13 protein-coding genes are annotated in these 18,515 nt (G+C 57.8%); 3 read left to right on the forward strand and 10 right to left on the reverse strand.

The annotated features are described in order from the left end of the window. Positions 1 to 135: 135 nt before the first annotated feature. Positions 136 to 1,095, reverse strand: coding sequence for a leucyl aminopeptidase (locus MF6394_RS23990; protein WP_069558755.1), 960 nt, complete (start codon positions 1,093 to 1,095; stop codon positions 136 to 138). A gap of 73 nt (positions 1,096 to 1,168) precedes the next feature. After that, positions 1,169 to 1,306 (reverse strand): hypothetical protein, encoded by a 138-nt coding sequence (locus MF6394_RS34335; RefSeq protein WP_003175756.1) that lies wholly within the window; start codon positions 1,304 to 1,306, stop codon positions 1,169 to 1,171. A gap of 647 nt (positions 1,307 to 1,953) precedes the next feature. Here MF6394_RS34335 and MF6394_RS23995 point away from each other — a divergent pair. Further along, the gene (locus MF6394_RS23995; protein ID WP_069558754.1) at positions 1,954 to 3,372 is read left to right on the forward strand and encodes an amino acid permease; all 1,419 of its coding nucleotides are present in this window, start codon (positions 1,954 to 1,956) and stop codon (positions 3,370 to 3,372) included. A 203-nt stretch (positions 3,373 to 3,575) separates the two neighbouring features. Continuing rightward, complete coding sequence (gene arfB, locus MF6394_RS24000) at positions 3,576 to 3,989, forward strand: alternative ribosome rescue aminoacyl-tRNA hydrolase ArfB (protein WP_032895560.1); 414 nt, start codon at positions 3,576 to 3,578, stop codon at positions 3,987 to 3,989. Here the strand turns inward: arfB and MF6394_RS24005 are convergent. The 3 genes from MF6394_RS24005 to MF6394_RS24015 all read right to left on the reverse strand — a co-directional run bounded on the left by MF6394_RS24005 (position 3,986) and on the right by MF6394_RS24015 (position 6,227). Next, positions 3,986 to 5,182 (reverse strand): MFS transporter, encoded by a 1,197-nt coding sequence (locus tag MF6394_RS24005; protein ID WP_078467701.1) that lies wholly within the window; start codon positions 5,180 to 5,182, stop codon positions 3,986 to 3,988. The two genes, arfB and MF6394_RS24005, sit on opposite strands and share 4 nt — an antisense overlap. 103 nt (positions 5,183 to 5,285) lie before the next feature. Next, positions 5,286 to 5,468, reverse strand: a complete 183-nt coding sequence (locus MF6394_RS24010; protein WP_044267771.1) for a hypothetical protein — start codon at positions 5,466 to 5,468, stop codon at positions 5,286 to 5,288. Between the two features lie 447 nt (positions 5,469 to 5,915). Beyond that, positions 5,916 to 6,227, reverse strand: coding sequence for a DUF962 domain-containing protein (locus tag MF6394_RS24015; RefSeq protein ID WP_003193783.1), 312 nt, complete (start codon positions 6,225 to 6,227; stop codon positions 5,916 to 5,918). Between the two features lie 160 nt (positions 6,228 to 6,387). Here MF6394_RS24015 and MF6394_RS24020 point away from each other — a divergent pair, with 160 nt between their 5' ends. Then, positions 6,388 to 7,446 carry an AraC family transcriptional regulator gene (locus MF6394_RS24020; RefSeq protein WP_003193782.1) on the forward strand — a complete coding sequence of 353 codons (1,059 nt, stop codon included), beginning with the start codon at positions 6,388 to 6,390 and terminating at the stop codon, positions 7,444 to 7,446. On the opposite strand, the gene MF6394_RS24025 is transcribed toward MF6394_RS24020, so the two are convergent. The 5 genes from MF6394_RS24025 to MF6394_RS24045 form a co-directional block, all read right to left on the reverse strand. Next, the gene (locus tag MF6394_RS24025) at positions 7,403 to 8,857 is read right to left on the reverse strand and encodes a TrkH family potassium uptake protein (protein WP_003193780.1); all 1,455 of its coding nucleotides are present in this window, start codon (positions 8,855 to 8,857) and stop codon (positions 7,403 to 7,405) included. The two genes, MF6394_RS24020 and MF6394_RS24025, sit on opposite strands and share 44 nt — an antisense overlap. A gap of 800 nt (positions 8,858 to 9,657) precedes the next feature. Further along, positions 9,658 to 10,995: an imelysin family protein gene (locus MF6394_RS24030; protein ID WP_032895564.1), complete on the reverse strand. Its 1,338-nt coding sequence runs from the start codon at positions 10,993 to 10,995 to the stop codon at positions 9,658 to 9,660. A 126-nt stretch (positions 10,996 to 11,121) separates the two neighbouring features. Then, a complete protein-coding gene (locus tag MF6394_RS24035; protein ID WP_047711652.1) occupies positions 11,122 to 13,173 on the reverse strand; it encodes a putative bifunctional diguanylate cyclase/phosphodiesterase in 2,052 nt (683 codons plus the stop codon). A 237-nt stretch (positions 13,174 to 13,410) separates the two neighbouring features. Then, positions 13,411 to 13,587 carry a hypothetical protein gene (locus MF6394_RS34195; RefSeq protein WP_153475495.1) on the reverse strand — a complete coding sequence of 59 codons (177 nt, stop codon included), beginning with the start codon at positions 13,585 to 13,587 and terminating at the stop codon, positions 13,411 to 13,413. Positions 13,588 to 13,832: 245 nt separating this feature from the next. Further along, complete coding sequence (locus tag MF6394_RS24045; protein WP_078467702.1) at positions 13,833 to 18,503, reverse strand: RHS repeat domain-containing protein; 4,671 nt, start codon at positions 18,501 to 18,503, stop codon at positions 13,833 to 13,835. Positions 18,504 to 18,515 lie beyond the last annotated feature (12 nt).

The following is an 18,515-nucleotide window of genomic DNA, read 5'->3' on the forward strand; positions in this document are numbered from 1 at the left end:
GGTAAGCAAATGCAATGTGGGGGCGGGCTTGCTCGCGAAGGCGGTGTATCAGTTGACGCATGCATCGACTGACCCACCGCCTTCGCGAGCAAGCCCGCTCCCACATTTGAAGCTTCATTTGTTTCGAAAGGGGGCTTAAAAGGCAAAGGCACCATCAAACACCGGCTTGTCATCCAGCGCCAACACCCCGCTGGCGAAGATCAGGTCCAGGTGATGACTGCCTTTCTGCCCGCCACCCAAGCCCAGGTGCAACCCGCAATGGCGCTCTTCAAACCCGGCATTGCGCGCATACAGGTCCTTGACCCCTTCATTGGTACCAATCCCCAACTCCTCCACACGACGGTTGGACGGGTTGGCATTCAGGTACTTGTTGAAATCATCCGCCAGCCCCGGCACCTCACTGGCCACGCTGCAAACGGTGGAGTTTTCGATCCATAACTCCAGCGGTGATTGCAGCACGCCGTATTTGCGCGCAAAGGGGATGGTGCTGAGGAAGGTGCCGACAAACCGCACCTGGCCGTTGATGGCTTCACTGTGGGTGGCGATTTCGCCGGGGGCCAGGTCGTGGTTGCCGACGCCGTTGATATTGGTCCACTTCTTGATGCTGCTCATCGGCGCTTCCAGGCGCGAACCGTGTTTGTCGGTAAAGCTCAGCACGTTGGCCTGGGCCATGCGCCGGATCAGCGTGGCGTTGAGGTCGGCGATGCGTTGGGGCTCGACGCTGAAGGTGTCGTAGAAATAGTCGCCGTAATCCTTGAACAGCAGGGATTTCTTCCAGTGTTCGGCCATCACGCCTTGCAGGGCGCGGATAAAGTCCGGGCCTTCGGCGCGTGGGTTGGGCAGCGTGGAAGAATCGTAGAGAAACAGGTACAGGTCACAGGTTTGAATGGCCTGTGCCAAGGTGTCGCTGGGCGCCAGGTCCAGGCGTTGCAGTTGGAAGTTGAAGCGGGCGGCGCTGCCGTGGGTGATCGCCTGGGCGATGGCGTCATAGCGCTCGGTATGGCCCAGCAACACGGTGGGACGGTTCAGGCCGCTGAGGGCCGGGTGGTGCGCAAGGTAGTAGAGAAAGTGTTCGACGGCGCGGGCCTTGTCCATGACGGGTGTCCTTCTGTGCCTTGGGTAAGGGGGCAGGCGCCGTGCACAGCGCCTGCCGGATGCCTGCCGGGTATTAGAAAGGCCACATCGCGGTGCCAAAAGGCACAACGGCATCGGCTTGCATCATTTCAACGGCGGCCTCATGGGTCGGCGCTTCAAACCAATCGTCGAGTTGCAGTTCGGTTTCCAGGTCGTTTTCCAGTGCTTGCATGGTGTATCTCCTAGAGGACGTTGATTGAGAACGGCTCACCCACGGGCTTCGCGGGCAAGTGCAAAGAACCTAGAAGAGAGTGTTTCGAAATGCAAAAAATTTATTGACACGGTTTCATTTGGATTTTTTCTTCTGTTTTTTGATGGATTTTTTTATTCAGGCAAAACAGTGCATTGGCTGAAGCGATTCTTCAGATGCTGCCTACCGACAGAATTCCGTTGAGGGCTGCCGAAGTCTGGCTGTAACGCAGGTTTTCCGGGGTGTAACGACAGCTTTACGAAAATGTCCTGGCTTTGTTGGGGGTTGCGATGATGTAAGCATTAGCTGACAGAATCGTCTGTGCACTTTCCCGGTGCGTGCCGAAGCTGTCGAGCGGTGTACAATGCGCCGCGTTTTACTGTGACCCCCCTTGCGTACCCACGCAAAAGGCCAAGACCTCAGGGTTTGATCCCCCTGATCACTCCGCCTGGCCACGAGCCGGACGGGTTCGATTTCGTCACAGATAAAAACAAACAGGTGACGCATGACCATTAGAAAGACGCTGTACTCCTGGTGCCTGCGCTGGGGTTTGAGCGGCGCTGCTTGAGTCGGTAATTCAAGGCAGCAACCTGCATTCAACTCTTCAAACCTTGCGTGAGACCCTTTTCATGAGTGGACCCCATTCTTCTTCAGGCGAGCTGAAACGCGGCCTGAAAAACCGGCATATCCAGTTGATCGCCCTCGGTGGCGCTATCGGCACCGGCCTGTTCCTGGGCTCGGCCGGGGTGCTCAAATCCGCCGGCCCGTCGATGATCCTGGGCTATGCCATCTGCGGCTTTATCGCCTTCATGATCATGCGCCAGCTTGGCGAAATGATTGTCGAGGAGCCGGTTGCCGGCTCTTTCAGCCACTTTGCCCACAAGTACTGGGGCGGTTTCGCCGGCTTCCTGTCGGGCTGGAACTGCTGGATTCTGTACATTCTGGTGGGTATGTCGGAGCTGACGGCCGTCGGCAAGTACGTGCACTACTGGTGGCCGGAGATTCCGACCTGGGTCTCGGCGGCGGCGTTCTTCGTGCTGATCAACGCGATCAACCTGGCCAACGTCAAAGTCTTCGGTGAAGCCGAGTTCTGGTTTGCCATCATCAAGGTGGTGGCGATCGTCGGCATGATTGCCCTGGGCAGTTACCTGCTGGTCAGCGGCAGCGGCGGCCCGCAAGCCTCGGTCAGCAACCTGTGGGAGCATGGTGGTTTCTTCCCCCATGGCGTCGGCGGTTTGGTGATGGCCATGGCGATCATCATGTTTTCCTTTGGCGGCCTGGAAATGCTCGGCTTTACCGCTGCCGAAGCCGACCAGCCACGTACCGTGATCCCCAAGGCGATCAATCAGGTGATCTACCGCATCCTGATTTTCTACATCGGTGCCCTGGTGGTACTGCTGTCGCTCACACCGTGGGACAGCCTCTTGGCGACCCTCAACGCCTCCGGCGATGCCTACAGTGGCAGCCCGTTCGTGCAGGTGTTCTCGATGCTGGGCAGTAACACCGCCGCGCATATCCTCAACTTCGTGGTGCTGACGGCCGCGCTGTCGGTGTACAACAGCGGTACCTACTGCAACAGCCGCATGCTCTTGGGCATGGCCGAGCAGGGCGACGCGCCCAAGGCCCTGGCGAAGATCGACAAGCGCGGCGTGCCGGTGCGTTCGATCCTGGCCTCGGCGGCGATCACCCTGGTGGCGGTGCTGATGAACTACCTGATGCCCCATGACGCGCTGGAACTGTTGATGTCGCTGGTGGTGGCCACGCTGGTGATCAACTGGGCGATGATCAGCTTCTCCCACTTCAAGTTCCGCCAGCACATGAACCGCATCGGCCAGGTGCCGCTGTTCAAGGCGCTGTGGTACCCGTATGGCAATATCATCTGTGTCGCGTTTGTGGTGTTTATCCTGGGCACCATGTTGATGATTCCAGGCATTGACCGCTCGGTGTACGCGATCCCGGTGTGGGTGGCGTTCATGGGTGTGTGTTATTGGGTCAAGAACAAGCGTGCGCAGCAGCCCGTCGCAGTCCAAGCCTTGACGGTGAAGTAAGGCCATATACTGCGCTAAATGTGGGAGCGGGCTTGTGTGGGAGCTGGCTTGCCTGCGATAGCATCACCGCGGTGTACCTGTTACACCTCGGTGCCTGCATCGCGGGCAAGCCCGACTCCCACACAAGCCCGCTCCCACATTTTTGACCGCGCTCGGCTTGAGGGGGCGTATCTCTAACTCTCCTAACAAGGCTTGCGCTTTCCATGCTGGTGATTTCCAACAACGTACACTTGCCCGATGCCGAGATCGAGCTGACCGCCATTCGTGCCCAAGGTGCCGGTGGGCAGAACGTCAATAAAGTGTCGAGTGCGGTGCACCTGCGGTTTGATATTCCGGCCTCGTCGTTGCCAGAGTTCTACAAGGAGCGTTTGCTGGCGCTGCGCGACAGCCGGATCACCAGCGAAGGCGTGCTGGTGCTCAAGGCCCAGCAATATCGCACCCAGGAGCAGAACCGCGCCGATGCGCTGGAGCGCCTGGTGGAGTTGATCCAGAGCGCCACCAAGGTCGAGAAAAAAAGGCGTCCGACCAAGCCCACCCTGGGCTCGAAGAAACGCCGCCTGGAGTCCAAGACCAAGCGCGGCAGCATCAAGGCCGGGCGCGGCAAGGTCGACTTCTAGGCGTCGCGTGTTTCGCGGGCCTTGGGCGCCTGCCGGTACAGGTAGATGCTCAGCAGCAAACCGGCGAAAGCGGCGAGGGCGGCGAACAGGAAGATCGAAGCAAAGCCAAAACCTGCCGCCACGGCGCCCGCCAGTGGCCCGGTGATGCCCAGGGACAAATCGATAAACAGCGAATAGGCGCCCACCGCCGAGCCACGGCTGGAGGCCGGCACCAGGTTGACCGCCTCTACCCCCAACGCCGGGAACACCAGGGAAAAGCCGAAGCCGCTCAACGCCGCACCCGCCAACGCCAGCTGGGCATCCGGCGCCAGCCACAGCAACAGCAGGCCCAGCACTTCCACCGACAGGCAAGCGATGGCGACGCGAAAACCGCCGATGCGGTTGATCAAGTTGCCAAACAGCAAACGCGCGCCGATAAAACTGGCACCGAACAGGCTCAAGGCCCACACCGCGTTATCCCAGTGCTGGGTGCTGTAATACAGCGTGATAAAGGTGGCGATGGTGCCAAAGCCGATTGAACCCAGCGCCAGCGCGCAACCATGGGGCAGCACGCGGCCCAGCACATTCATGAACGGCAAACGGATGCCGGGCACAATCGGCGCGGCTTGTTTTTTCCAGGCCAACAGCACGCCCAGCACGGCCAATAGAATGATGCTGACGCCCATGCTCCACAGCCCCAACTGGCTGACCAGCAGCACCCCCAACGGCGCACCGACCGCCAGCGCGCCGTAGCTGGCGATGCCGTTCCAGGAAATAACCTTGGCCGTATTAGCCGCACCGACGCGGCCAATGCCCCAGCCAATCGCGCCCGAACCCACCAGGCTTTCGGCGCTGCCCAACACCAGTCGACCGATCAGCAGGCAACCGAGGCTGAAGGCCGGCAGGCTGGAGAACCACGCCGCCAGCAACATGAATACGCCGCTCAAACCGCAGCCCACCAGGCCGATCAGCACGGCGCGCTTGCTGCCCAAGTTGTCGATGATTTTGCCAGCATAGGGGCGGCTCAGCAGGGTAGCCAGGTATTGCACGCTGATCACCAGCCCGGCGATAACGGCGCCATAGCCCAGTTGGCTATGCACATAACCCGGCAATACGGCCAGGGGGATGCCGATATTCAGGTAGCCGATAAAGGTAAACAGCACGATGGAAACGACTTGCAGCGTGACCGCCATGGGGCGCTGGGTATCTGGCATGGGAGAGATCCACTGTCGCAGCAGGTAAAGATAGGCTGCTAATGATACCGGCGCGCAGGCCGGGCAGGGCGGCAAAAATGTAAAACGTCAGATCTAAAGCCGATCAAGCGTGGGCGGGGGCCAGCAATTGGGTGGTCACCAGGGCCGCCAGGGCGTTTTCCTGAGTGCCAAAGCGCTTGAGCAGTGCCGCTTGCTTGTCGGCACTGAGGCGGTTCCAGACTTCGACCATCTGCAAGGCAGCGTCGAGTACAGCGGTGTCCGGCGTGTCGGAAGGGGAAGTGGTCATAGTGAAGGTCTCGGATGATTCAGGCAGTGTGGAAAGCGCTCAAAGGCGCGCTTTCCACACGGTCTGGTACGGCGTCAGTCCCGGCTTTCGCGCTCGACTGGTTTTGCTTCTTTGGCCTCAGGCTGCTTCTCGCTGGCCTGCTGCGGTGTTGGCTGCTCAGTTGGGTGCAGGCTTGGGAAGGGGAGATTAGGTATCTCGTGCATCGTGGTCGCTCCTCGCAAGGTCTGTTTTTTCAATCGCAGGTGATTCCGCGCTCTCAAAAAGCCTTGGCAGGATACAGCACCGTAAATGACAAAAAGACTTTTATCTCGATTGTCCCGCCCATTTTTCTCCTAAAAGACTGTAGGAGCGAGCTTGCTCGGGAAAAGCGTCAACGATAACTCGGTGCGTCAGGTAGCCAGCGGTGTCTGTGCGAGCTTCGCGAGCGAGCTCGCTCCTACAAGGGATTTAGAACGGCACCTTGCCGAGGATCATGTCGCGGTACATCACAAAATCCCCCAGCAAGCTGTAAAACGGGTGCTGAAAGGTGGCGGGGCGGTTCTTTTCGAAGAAGAAGTGGCCTATCCAGGCAAAGCTGTAGCCCGCGAGCGGCAAGGCCAGTAGCAGGACCAATGAGCCTCTGCCGATGGCATAGGCGAGAATGCCGATCACCAGGGTGGTGCCGATAAAGTGCAGGCGCCGACAGGTGCTGTTGCCATGCTCGGCCAGGTAGTACGGGTAGAACTCGGCAAAACTATTGAATTTCTTGATGTTTTCCACGGTCACCGGCCCTCTGGTTGTTGTGCCGCCAACGGGTGCGCGGCGGGGAGCTTATTTGAGTCTAGAGTGAACAGTGCTAACAGCCAGTGACAATAGATGCCACTTTAGTATCCTTGGCTTCCTGGCTGCCGTTTGAGCCTGCTTTCAATAAGAAGACGCCATGAGCGAACGAACAACTTCTGCAAGCTGGGCGATGGGCATCGTCAAGGCGCTGGAAATGGATGGCCTGGATTGCAGGGCCTTGTTCAAGCAGTTGGGCCTGGATTATGCGTCCCTCACTGACCCCGATGCGCGCTTCCCGCAAGACGCCATGACCCGCCTGTGGCAGCGTGCGGTGGAGGTGTCGGGCAACCCGGCGATTGGCCTGAACATGGGCAAGGTGGTACGGCCTGCCTCGTTTCATGTTGCCGGTTATGCGTTGATGTCCAGCAACACCCTGGCCGAAGGCTTTATGCGCTTGGTGCGCTACCAGCGCATCATCGCCGAAAGCGCTGACTTGAGTTTCCGACTTTTACCCGAAGGCTATGCGTTGATTCTGACGGTGCATGGCGATCATCTGCCGCCCACCCGTCAAAGCGCCGAGGCCTCGCTGGCCAGCGCTCTGGCCCTGTGCGGCTGGCTTACCGGGCGCACCCTGCAACCGCGCAAAGTGCTGCTGCAAGGCGACCAGCCGGCGGACTTGGCGCCCTACCAACACGCCTTCCACGCGCCTTTGCAATTCAATGCACCCTATGACGCGTTGATTTTCGAGCAGGCCGACATGGAGGCGCCGCTGCCCACAGCCAATGAAGCCATGGCGCTGCTGCATGATCGCTTTGCCGGAGAATACCTGGCGCGTTTTTCCGAAAGCCGCGTGACCCACAAGGCGCGTCAGGTGCTGTGCCGCCTGCTGCCCCAGGGCGAACCCAAGCGCGAAGCGGTGGCCCAGACGTTGCACCTGTCCCAGCGCACCTTGCAGCGGCGGCTACAGGAGGAGGGCACCAGCTTCCAGGCCTTGCTCGATGACACCCGGCGCGAACTGGCCGAGCAGTACCTGGCACAACCCAACATGACCCTGCTGGAAATCGCCTACCTGCTGGGCTTTGCCGACCCGAGTAACTTTTTCCGCGCCTTTCGCCGCTGGTTCGATGCCACGCCCGGCGAATACCGGGCGCGGTTGCAGCAAATGTCGACCGTCAGTGACGCCAGAACGCCGGAATGCACAACACAAACACGGTGATGATCTCCAGGCGTCCCAGCAACATGCCCAGGGACAGGATCCACTTGGCGGCATCCGGCAGGGTGGCGAAATTGCCGGCCGGGCCGATGGTTTCGCCCAGGCCGGGGCCCACGCCGGATACGGTACTGGCGGCGCCGGTCAATGCGGTCATCCAGTCCACGCCCAGCAGTGACAGGGCCAGGGCGATCATGCAGATAGTGATGGCGAAGAAAAACGAAAAGGTCAGAATCGAGCGCACGATCTCTTCATCGAGGCGATGGCCGTTGTACTTCTGCTTGATCACCGCGCGTGGATGAATCAACTGATTCAAGTTGGCCTTGAGCAGGATATAGGCCACCTGGAAACGGAAGATTTTGATACCGCCCGCGGTGGAGCCCGAGCAGCCGCCGATAAAGCCCAGGTAGAAAAACAGCATCAGTGAGAAGTTGCCCCACAGGCTGTAGTCCCCCAGTGCAAAGCCGGTGGTGGTCACCACCGATGTCACGTTCAGCGCCACATGACGCAAGGCATCGAGCCAATGCAGGTTGGTTGTCCACCAGTACCAGGTGCCGAGTACCAGCCAGGTCACCAGCAACAGGCCGAGCAGGCCTTGCACTTGCTGGTCCTTGATCAGCGCCCGACGGTTGCCGCGCAAGGTGGCCACGTACAGGGCGAACGGCAAGCTGCCGAGGATCATCACCACCACCGCGACCCAGTGCACCGCCGGTTGTTTCCAATGGGCCAGGGACTCGTCCGAAGTGGAAAACCCACCGGTGGAGATCGCCGACATGGCATGGTTGATCGCATCGAACACGCCCATTCCGGCCCACCAGAAGGCCAGGCTGCCGAAGATGGTGATGCCCACATACGCCGCCACGATCAAGCGCGCCACCATATGCGAGCGAGGCATGACCTTTTCCGAGCGGTCCGAAGATTCGGTCTGGAACAGGCGCATGCCACCAATGCGCAGCAGCGGCAGGATCGCCACCGCCATGCCGATAAAGCCGATACCGCCGAGCCAGTGCAAAAGCGAACGCCACATCAAAATGCCTGGCGACATGCTGTCCAGGCCGCTCAGCACGGTGGACCCGGTGGCGGTGATGCCGGACATGCTTTCAAAGAACGAGTCGGTGTAGCTGATGTGCTGGGTCAGCAAAAAGGGCAGGGCGGCGAAGATGCACACCACTACCCAACTGCTGACCGTAAGCAGGTACATGTCCCTGGGGCGCAGGTGCACGTGCTCGGGGCGGCCAGGGATGACCAGCGCCAACCCGGCGATAAAGGTGATCAGGCTGGCCCACAGGAACGAGGGGAGGTCGCTGGTGCGTTCGAAGATCACCAGGGTCGCCATCGGGATCACCATGGCGACCGCAAGGGTGATCAGGAAGATGCCGATGATGAAACCGATGATACGCAGGGTCGGCAACGCCATGAAGTTCGCTCGGGTGATTGGGCAGAGGCGCCATTCTACCTGCGGTGCAGGTCTTGTAAACCAAGGGCTGCGGTGGCTTGGTGTCTACACAACTTCGCAGCGACGCTGAAGTTGTGGCGAGGGAGCTTGCTCCCGTGACTGGCGCAGATTCCCTGACACATCACGATCCAACTGTGGGAGCTGGCTTGCCTGCGATGGCGGCCTGACAGCCGATGCTTATCTACCTGACACCCCACGATCCAACTGTGGGAGCGGGCTTGCTCGCGAAGGCGGCCTGGCAGTCAACACAGTTGGACCGGGTACATATCCGTTATTTAGGTAACGGCGACCTAGGGTTCCGCTCTGACAGCGGGTCACTTTTGGAAAAGAGCCCGGAATGCCGGCCCAGCCAAAAGTAACCAAAAGGGCTCTTGCCCCACCACTCGGCACCTCGCTTAGGCTCGGTGTGCCCGTAATCCGCCAGTGATTTGGGGGGCCGCCGCCACGCGCCATCCATGGCGCGGGGCGGCTAAACCGGCATCCCTGCCGGTTTACCCCCCAAATCCCTGTCGAATTCCGGCCAGCGTGGTTTGACGGGGCGCCTAAGATCAAAAGCAGATCAAGAGCGGCTCGCTTCGCATCGTGGAGTGTGTGGCCGGGCGCGGTCAACTGTGGCTTGCCTGCGAAGGTATCGACTCGGTTTGCTTGAATCACCGAGTTGTCTGGATCGCAGGCAAGCCAGCTCCCACAGGGACGGGTGCAGCAGTTATTGCGCACATGAAAAAGGCGACCCGCAGGTCGCCTCTTTCAACTGCGCTTGATCAGAACTCGTGATCAGCACTGTCCGGGTTCAGGTCGCTGATGCCCAGCTTGCCGGCAGCGGCTTCGATCGAGCCGGTCTGCTTGACCAGGGCGGCGATCGAGTCACGCACGATCTGGTTGCCCTTTTCATTGTCCGCGGCGATCAACTGGTCGTAGTGCTCGCCGTTGTTGGCGTGGTCAACCATCACTTGGATCTTCGCTTCGGTGGCCGCCAGGTCAGCCTTGAGGGCTGCATCGGCTGCCGGGTCGGCCTTGGCCACCAGGGACGACAGGCTGGCGCCGGTCAGCTTGGTGCCGTCAACACGGGTGTATTCGCCCAGGTAAACGTTACGGATGCCCTTGGCGTCGTAGAAGTGCGAGTAATGGGTGTTGTCGCTGAAGCAGTCTTGCTCGTCTTCCGGCGAGTTGGCTTCCAGGGACACTTTCATGCGCTCCCCGGCGAGCTCGCCCAAAGACAGGCTGCCCATGCCGAACAGCATTTTACGCAGGCCGTCGGTGCCCGGTTCCGACTCCAGGGTGGCGCGGTAGTTGTCTTCGACGTTGGGCTTCCAGTTGTCGACCATTTCCTGCAGGTCGCTGACCAGCAGTTGGGTGACCGCACGCAGGTAAGTGCGGCGGCGCTCGTTGTGGCCGCCGGTTGCACCGTCACCGGTCATGTAGTCCGACGCCGGACGGTTGCCCGCGCCTGGGCCGGTGCCGTTGAGGTCCTGGCCCCACAGCAGGAATTCGATGGCGTGGTAGCCGGTGGCGACGTTCGCTTCGGAACCGCCCAGCTCATTGAGGCTGGCGAGTTTTTCCGGGGTGATGTCCTTGACGTCGACCTTGTCTTCGCCCACCTGAATCTCGTTATTGGCGATGATGTTGGCGTTGGCACCGGGGTTACCCAGCGCGTGCTCGTAGGACTTGTCGACGTAGTCGATCAGGCCTTCGTCCAGGGGCCAGGCGTTAACTTGGCCTTCCCAGTCGTCGATGATGGTGTTGCCGAAGCGGAATACTTCGCTCTGCAGGTAGGGTACGCGCGCGGCGATCCAGGCGGTACGGGCCGCTTTCAGGGTTTCGTCGTTCGGGTTGGCGAGGAAGGTGTCGATTGCAGTCTGCAGGGTTTTTGCGGTGGATTCGGCGTCGCTGTACACCGCAAACACCATGTCTGCGTAGTGCGCGACCACGGCCTTGGCGGCCGCTTCGTCGACCTGGCCTGCCGGGGCAGCCGCCGGTGCGGTAGTGCTGGCGGCAGCGGGTGCCTGGGGCGCGGCGGCCTTGTCTTTACCTTCGCCGCAACCGGCGAGAGAAATGGCAATGGCCAGCAGACTGGCGGTGGCCAGGGGCATACGAATCATGGCGAACATCCTGCTTCGGTTGTTGATAGGGCGCGCGGGGAGCGCAAACGCTGCGACATAATGCGAAAGATTTGCATTTTGTGTAAAGGCTTATACGCGGGAAATATTGAGTATCGAAGTGTAAATTCAAAGGCTCACGGCGTTATTGCGCTCTGACTGCTTCAAATAAGCCGTCAACTCCCGGGCCTGCAGCGGTTTGCTGTAGTGATAACCCTGCCCCTCATGGCACCCCTCGGAGATGACGTAGGCCTCCTGTTCGGCAGTCTCCACTCCTTCGGCAATCACCTGCATGCCCAGGCTTTTGCCCAGTTGGATAATGGCACGCACGATGGTTGCGTCATCGTCGTCGTCCTGCAGGTCCTGGACGAAGCTCTTGTCGATCTTGATCTTGTCCAGGGGCAGGCTCTTGAGATAACTCAAGGAGGAATAGCCGGTGCCGAAGTCATCAATGGCGATCAGTGCCCCGGAGCGGCGCAGGCTCAACAGATGCTGGGCGGCGGTGCTGATGTCTTCCATCAGGCCGGTCTCGGTCACTTCCAGCTCCAGGCTGCGCGGTGGCAGGCGATAGATCTGCATCAGGTTGTTGACCACCCGCGGCAACTCGGTGTGGTGCAGTTGCACGGTGGACAGGTTGACGGCCATGCGCAGCGCCGTGAAACCCTGATCATGCCATTCGCGCAATTGCCGGCACGCCTGGTCCAGCACCCATTCGCCAATGGGAATGATGGTGCCGTTCTGTTCCGCCAGCGGGATAAACAAGTCCGGCGGTACCAGCCCGTGCTCAGGGTGCTGCCAGCGCAGCAGGGCTTCCACGCCCACCACCTGATGGTCGCGGTAGCTGATTTGCGGTTGGTACACCAGGTGCAACTGCTCACGGCTCAGCGCATCGCGCAGGTCTTTCTCCAATTCACGGCGCCGGCGCATTTCGCTGTCGACGCTGGCGATATAAAACTGGTAACGGTTGCGCGAGCGGCTCTTGGCCAGGGTCATGGTTTGCTCGGCTTTTTGCAGCAACTTCTCGGTGCTGTCGCCATCCTCCGGGAACAGCGTAATGCCAATGGTGGCGCGTAGGCGGATCAGGTCGTGGTCGAGGGCGAATTCAGCCTCCAGGTCATCGAGAATGCTTTGCGCCAGTTCGGCGGCTTCGTAGGGCTGGTCGATATCGGCTTGCACCAGGGCGAACTGGTCACCGCCCAGGCGGGCGAGCGTACCCAGGCGGCCGCTGTGGGCGCGCAGACGGTCGGCCAGGGCCAGCAGCAGTTTGTCGCCGGCCTGGTAGGTAAACTGCTCGTTGACGCTCTTGAAGTCATCCAGGCCCACGCACAACACCGCGACACGGCGTTGCCGGCGGCCAGCGTCCGTGAGGATCTTGTCCAGTTGCGCCTGCAACTTCTGGCGGTTCGGCAGGCCGGTCAGGAAGTCGTATTGGGCCATGCGCAACAGGCTCGATTCGGCCTCGTGGCGCAGGTGGGTATTGCGCTCGATGGATTCGAGCAATTGGTTGGCGGTGTTTATCCACTGCCCCAGTTCGTTGCGTTCGTGGCCCTTGAGCTGAGGGATCTTGTGCTCGCTGGGGCGGTCCGGGTTGATCGAGGTCAGGTGCTCGATCATCCGCGACAGCGGTTTGGTCAGCATCCAGTGATACACCAGGTACAGCACCAGCCCCATGGCGAGGGCGCGTAATACCCCCGAGATAAAGATGATGACCGAGCTGACCAGGAAACTTCGGCCATAGGTGGCGGTGTCGAGGGTGATACTCAGGTCGCCGTAATATTCGCTGTAGGGGCCCTTGCCCACCAACGCAGTGGTAAAGGAGCGTTCCTGACCAAGAATCAGGTCGGTCAACCAGCGGCTGGGGGACTGCTGTAAAGGGCGGCTTTTTTCCGCCAGCATGGTCTCGTTGGGGTGGCCGATAGAGGCCATGCGCACAGCGTCGTCCTGGAACAGACCTTCGATCACCTGCATGCCCATCTCGCGATCCAGGCTGTACACGGCCTGGGTCGAGGGGTCGCGAAACATGTCGAGGATGCGCTGGGCATCGCCCGCGACGGCCTGGCGCGTCTTGTAGGCATCAAAAACGATCTGCGCCACGCTCAGCGCCACACCCACGATCAAGGCCGACAGCAGCACAACCCGTAGCAACTTCACCGACAAGCTGTTCTTGAGTTCCAGCTTCAAAGGGGCATTCCTTGTCTCATGCGGGTGGCCGTCAATATGCCATGAGTATTGGCAATCTGGTGATGGCAGTCAAAGGGACATTGGGGCTTGGGATAAATTGAGGGTGTTGCTGAATAAAGGTGCCGCGGCGACAACTTATGGTGGGGCTTTCACAGGCGGGCAAAAGGGCACGACGTGCGCAGCAGGCTTGGCAGGGGAGAAGGCGGAGCAGATCCGCCTTCCAGTTCGACGACCTTCTTAATAATTGCACTTACCCTCTGACTGGTGTGCGTCCCCGGCGACCTTTGCGTCCTTGCCGACCGTGTCTACGAGCTTGTTCGCCAAGTCCAGAGCGCCTTTTGCCACATCCAGGCCCTTGTCGAGAAGGCCCGATATCATCGGGATTGCGCCTGCTGCCATCGAAATAGGATCCATCGTCATTCTCCACATTCATTCAGGAGGGTTATTCCTCCTGACGGTTGTGTGGTCAATTGTTACGGTTGAGTTCCGGTATCTCTGGGCTGTCTGCCTGGTGTGCATAAAAAAGCCCGGCGATTGCCGGGCTCAAGTTCAGCGAATGTCCTGAGACGGTACTCCAGTCGATCGCTGGCGATTGATGTCAGTATCAGGCGAGGCCAGTGCCCCTGTTTGTCTCAAGGCGCTGCTTCGCTGAGGGCGGTTTACTTCCGGATACTAATCCATAACTTGTGCCAGCTACCATTCGGCAACCAAGTACCATTACCTATGAGCGTATTCAAACCATCCACTTTTTCCATTTCACTCAGCGCCCCGGTATTACTCAATACGCCGGTAACACCAAATAGCAGGGTGTTAAAGTCTTGGAATAGTTCGATGCTCGGTGTTTCCTTGAGGACCCCAGTGTATTGATAAGGCTCTATCAGGCGCAGCTTAGATATAGGATCCATATTCTCCGGCAGCTCGCCAAGGCCGGCTCGCACTATTTTTTGCGCCGGCGAAACAGCTGCCGTGCGTCGAAAGACGTTCTTGCCGACAGTGCGTGTCGTATTCCCCAGGTAGTTGGAAAGTCTTGCAAATCTCTGTGGCATGTTCTTGATCAGTGCCGTAGCTCCAGAGGCAATACCGAAGAATAGTGAGGCCCAGGCCAGTCCTTGGGACCATTCCGGATGGCTCTCGGCAATAACTACTGCGGTGACCGCCAATACTGCTGAAGTAAGAGCGGCCAAGGCCGCTGCTACTATCAGCGACGCCGGGGCCGTCATAATTGCGGTGAGCACCCCTATACCGCTAAATAGTATAGTGGAAATCACCTTACCACTCTCACCAAGGCTGAGAGGCTCGGGCAGATTGTCTCCCCAAATGTTCCTCAGTGCCCGGCTAACCGAGAAGTGACCGCTGGGGTCATGAAAGTTGATCGGGTCGTTACCGACACAATAGCCGTAGGCGTGTGGGCCACCGATGCCAAATGGGCTGCTGGTGTCTGGGGCGTGGAACTGTCGTATCTGGGGCAGGTAGACGCGTTCGCCCAAGGGGATTTGGCCGTTCGTGGCGTCCTCGTATTCTCCTTGGTAGCCCAATAAGGAGTGGGTATCTTCGAAGAAATGTTCGCCGAACGCGGTATAGGCATGAAACTTTGTTGTGTCAGCCACTGCGTCGTAGGTGACACACACCGTGCCATTAAGGTCTCGCCATTCGTACAGGATCCTGTCCACCCCTGAAATCCTGGTTTGTTGGGCGATGCAACTGGCGCTGCCGGGCTGCAATTGCCGGAAATTGCTGTCATTCTCAATGGCATATTCGCCGTTGAGCTGGCCCTCTCTATAGATGAGCTGACGTTGGTCCGGCCCCTCACCGACTGTCATCAGGCTATCATCGGGGGCGTAGCTGTATAGCTTGCTCCCTATCTGCGTCAAGTGCCCCAACCAGTCATAATGGTATTTTCTGCCTTTTTGATCTTGAGAGATGCGGCCGGCGGCGTCATAGGTCAAAGTGGCCGATTTTGTGTAGTCCGCATGCGTGTTCTCGATCTTTTCCAGGCGAACCCCCATTGAGCTGTCGTAGGTATAGGTCGCGATATTGCGCGCGCCAGCGAAGGTGCTGACACACCGGCTGACATTGCCAAGTGCGTCGTAGGTGAACTCTTCTTTGTCTATGAGTTTTCCTTTCGGGTTTTGTGGCCTCCATACCCCTGTTGTCGTGCATGACTTAAGCCTCCCAGCAGCTGTGTAGGTGAAGCTGCGTGAGCCCAGGACGTCGCTGTCTCCTTTCAACTGAACCTGTTTGAACCGGCCGTCACTATAATAAGATGTCATTATTTTAAGGACGATGGAGGTATTGACGGGGTGAAACTCGCGCATGATTTCACGTTGCTGAGCGTCGTATTCATATTTGAGATCAACGTGTTTCGCTGCGTCGGTCTTAACCTCTAGACGTTCATTCTCTGCGAGCCCTTGGTCATTGTATGTGTAGGAGGTGACGAACTCTTTTTTGCTAAAGGTACGCTGTCCACCTGAGTTGTATAGGAACTTCGTTGTCGCGCCGAATACGTCGGTATCACTGAGTAAACGCCCTGCGGGCGAGTAACTGCAGGATACTTCTTTGGTTTTGCCAGGCTGCGTCTGAGCGTGTTGTTGCGTCACGCGCAGTTGGCTGTCATGGTGGTGTTTCAGAATACGCTCTCCCTCACTGGCGGTGGAGATGTTTTGCCTGGCATGGGCATAGCTGAACGTTTTCTGTTTGCTGCCGTCTTCGTTAGTGATTTTGCTCAGCTTGTTGCCCAGTTCCGGGATGTACTCATGTTTGAGGACGAGGCCGTCCGCTGTTTTTGTCGAAGCAGGGACCGTGCTGGCGCCAATGTAGGTATAGGTTTCGGTCGCGTCGCCCCGGGTCAAGCTAGTGACACGGCCCCACGCATCAAACGTACGTTTACCCAGCGAGCGTCTTTGCAGGCCAAGGAGGGAGAAACTGATGTCTATGGTTTCAGGTTCGTTGCTCGGAGAAAAAGCGGGGTAGGTGTAATGGTAGGTGTAGGCAAGGTTTAAAAGGGGTAGCAAGCCTTTATCGTCTTCAACATGGGCCTCCGTGAGTACGCGTCCGAAAGAATCACGGGTATAGGTGATGGTGGTGACCCCGAACTCGCCATCGGTTTGCAACTGCTCAAGGAGTCGCTCCTCTGTGTAGGTAGCGGTTTGAGTCTGATAGACCGCGCCATTCTGATCGCGAAACTCAACTTTCTTGATTGTTTCGTCCTCGTTGTAGGTGGTTACCTTTCTATGTTTATCAGCGGGTGTTCCGCTCCACTCTGTGCGTGTCATCGCGATGGGGTCGTAGTGGTTAAAGTCTCGCCGGCCGCTGCTATAGTTTCGCTGCTCGACTTCACCCCAACCATCATAGACCACCTCACTCCACTCACTGAGCTGCGTGCCGTCTGCGTGGTAATCATATTGAGTGCTGCGCTTCTCCCTTCCGTAATTGTCGTAGCTGACCTCCTTGAGCAGGCGTTGAGTGCCTGGTTCGGGGTAGTCGTACTCTCTGAGGAGTCGGTCCTGCCCATCGTATACTTCTAAGCGAACCTGCCCGTTAGCTTCAGTGATCATGACTTGGCCTGGGGCAGGGTAGGTATAGGCCGTGATTTGCTTATACGTTGGGCTCTGCGCACATAAAGTGAGGGTCGCTAACCTTCCGAACGCGTCGTAAGTGTACTCGGCCCGATTACCGTCCGTGTCTACCTGGCGTATAAGTCGCCCGCTAAGTACGCTTTGAGTGCTTGAGGAAACGCGCGTCTGAGTGCCGATGCTCTCGGTGGTTGTGGTGGTTAGCTCGGAATTGTTTGTGCCTCCAAGAGCGTAATTGAAGTCTCGAACGGGTAAGCCGAATTCGCCGTCCTTCTGAGTGATTTTTTTTGGTTTTCCTTTTCGAAAGCTGTTTTCTTGGTAATACTCAATGTGTTGGTAGGTTATGCGTTGCTTGAGAGGGTTATAGGGCGAAAAGATTTGAATTAATTGGCTAAGTTTTTGCTCGCTCATGCCCTTTATTGAATCATAATCGAACTGTTTGACGATCTTAACTCCGGGAGATGAGCTCAATGAGAACTGAGTTTCTTGGCGGGGTAGAGGAGCTTGGCCATTGACAGGAGGGTCGTAATTATATTGAGTTGCTTTTCCCGGTTGTATGTTCTCGATCAGGGCGGCATGTTGATTAAATCGATTTTTAATTTCTACCTTTCGGCTCTTGGTGTTGTGGCGGTACGTAATAGTTCGGTCGTTTTTTATAGCGGTTGAGTCAGCAGAGATTGTGTGGCTTGTGGTGATAATGAAAGGTACGTTGCGGCTGGATCTTGTCACGGTTTCCAATACGATTTCATTGGTGTTGTAGTCGTATTTGTATTCTGTTATCGCTTCGTGAAATTCGGTGGTTATGTAGTAATCAAACCTGTCTGAGCGGTCGTATTCATAACGGTGAACAAATGGTAGGACGCCATTACTAGGGTAGATGTAATGTTCGTTCACACATGGCAGTTTTGTTAATTTCGGATTGTCCGGAAAACTCAACCCATTGTCGTTATACAACAACACTTCGACGAGGCCGTCCCAATTGGTGAATTTGTTCAGTAACCAACCAGCGGTCTCATGGTCCAGATACTCAAGCTTGGTTTGGATATCGTCGGCGAGCACTACGGATGTGAGGGCGTAGTCCTCAATGTTCAGTTGATAACGCAGTTTTTCAGCGGGGTGGGTCGGCCAGTAGGTCATGGTGACGGGGGTTATCGCTGGTTGGTCGGTGTCATTGGCAAGTGTGTATTCTATTTCGATCAGGGGATCTCCCTCGCCGTCACCGTCGCGGATACTTTGTAATTTTGTCTGGTAATAGGTTTTACCCTCTATGATATGAGGTGTGGCTATCCAGTTAAAATGCAGCTTGTTGTAACCATCGTCGGTCAGCCACTCTGGAAAATAAAATAATGTGTCTTCCAATTTTGATAGGAGCTCTACTCTACCTCCGCGCCGGACCTTTAGTTTTCCATCATTATCCCATTCAGCGTCGATCGTAGGGGTGTTCAAGTTTTTGCCCTTTTTCAGGGACAGTGTTTCTCCACTATGGAGCGTCAGCCTTTCATATTCCTCACTGTAGAGGGTCGGGCTGAATTCCCAGCCGTCGCCCAGGGCGGCTTGGTTGTTGGTCAGAGGGCTATAGAATAGGTTCATTTCGAATACGGGGCCATTGCCTGAGTTACCGATAATTGCAGGCATCTTTATATAAGCTTCAAACAACCCGGTACGGGTGTTCACCATATTGGATTTTTGTGTGGTTGCATTAAAGATTGGCTCGCTTTCGTAGTCGGCCGGGTCTTTGCCCATTGGGTTGTGCGCCATGGTTAATCTCCT

It is taken from the genome of Pseudomonas sp. MF6394, assembly GCF_002018845.1.
GTDB lineage: Bacteria > Pseudomonadota > Gammaproteobacteria > Pseudomonadales > Pseudomonadaceae > Aquipseudomonas > Aquipseudomonas lactis.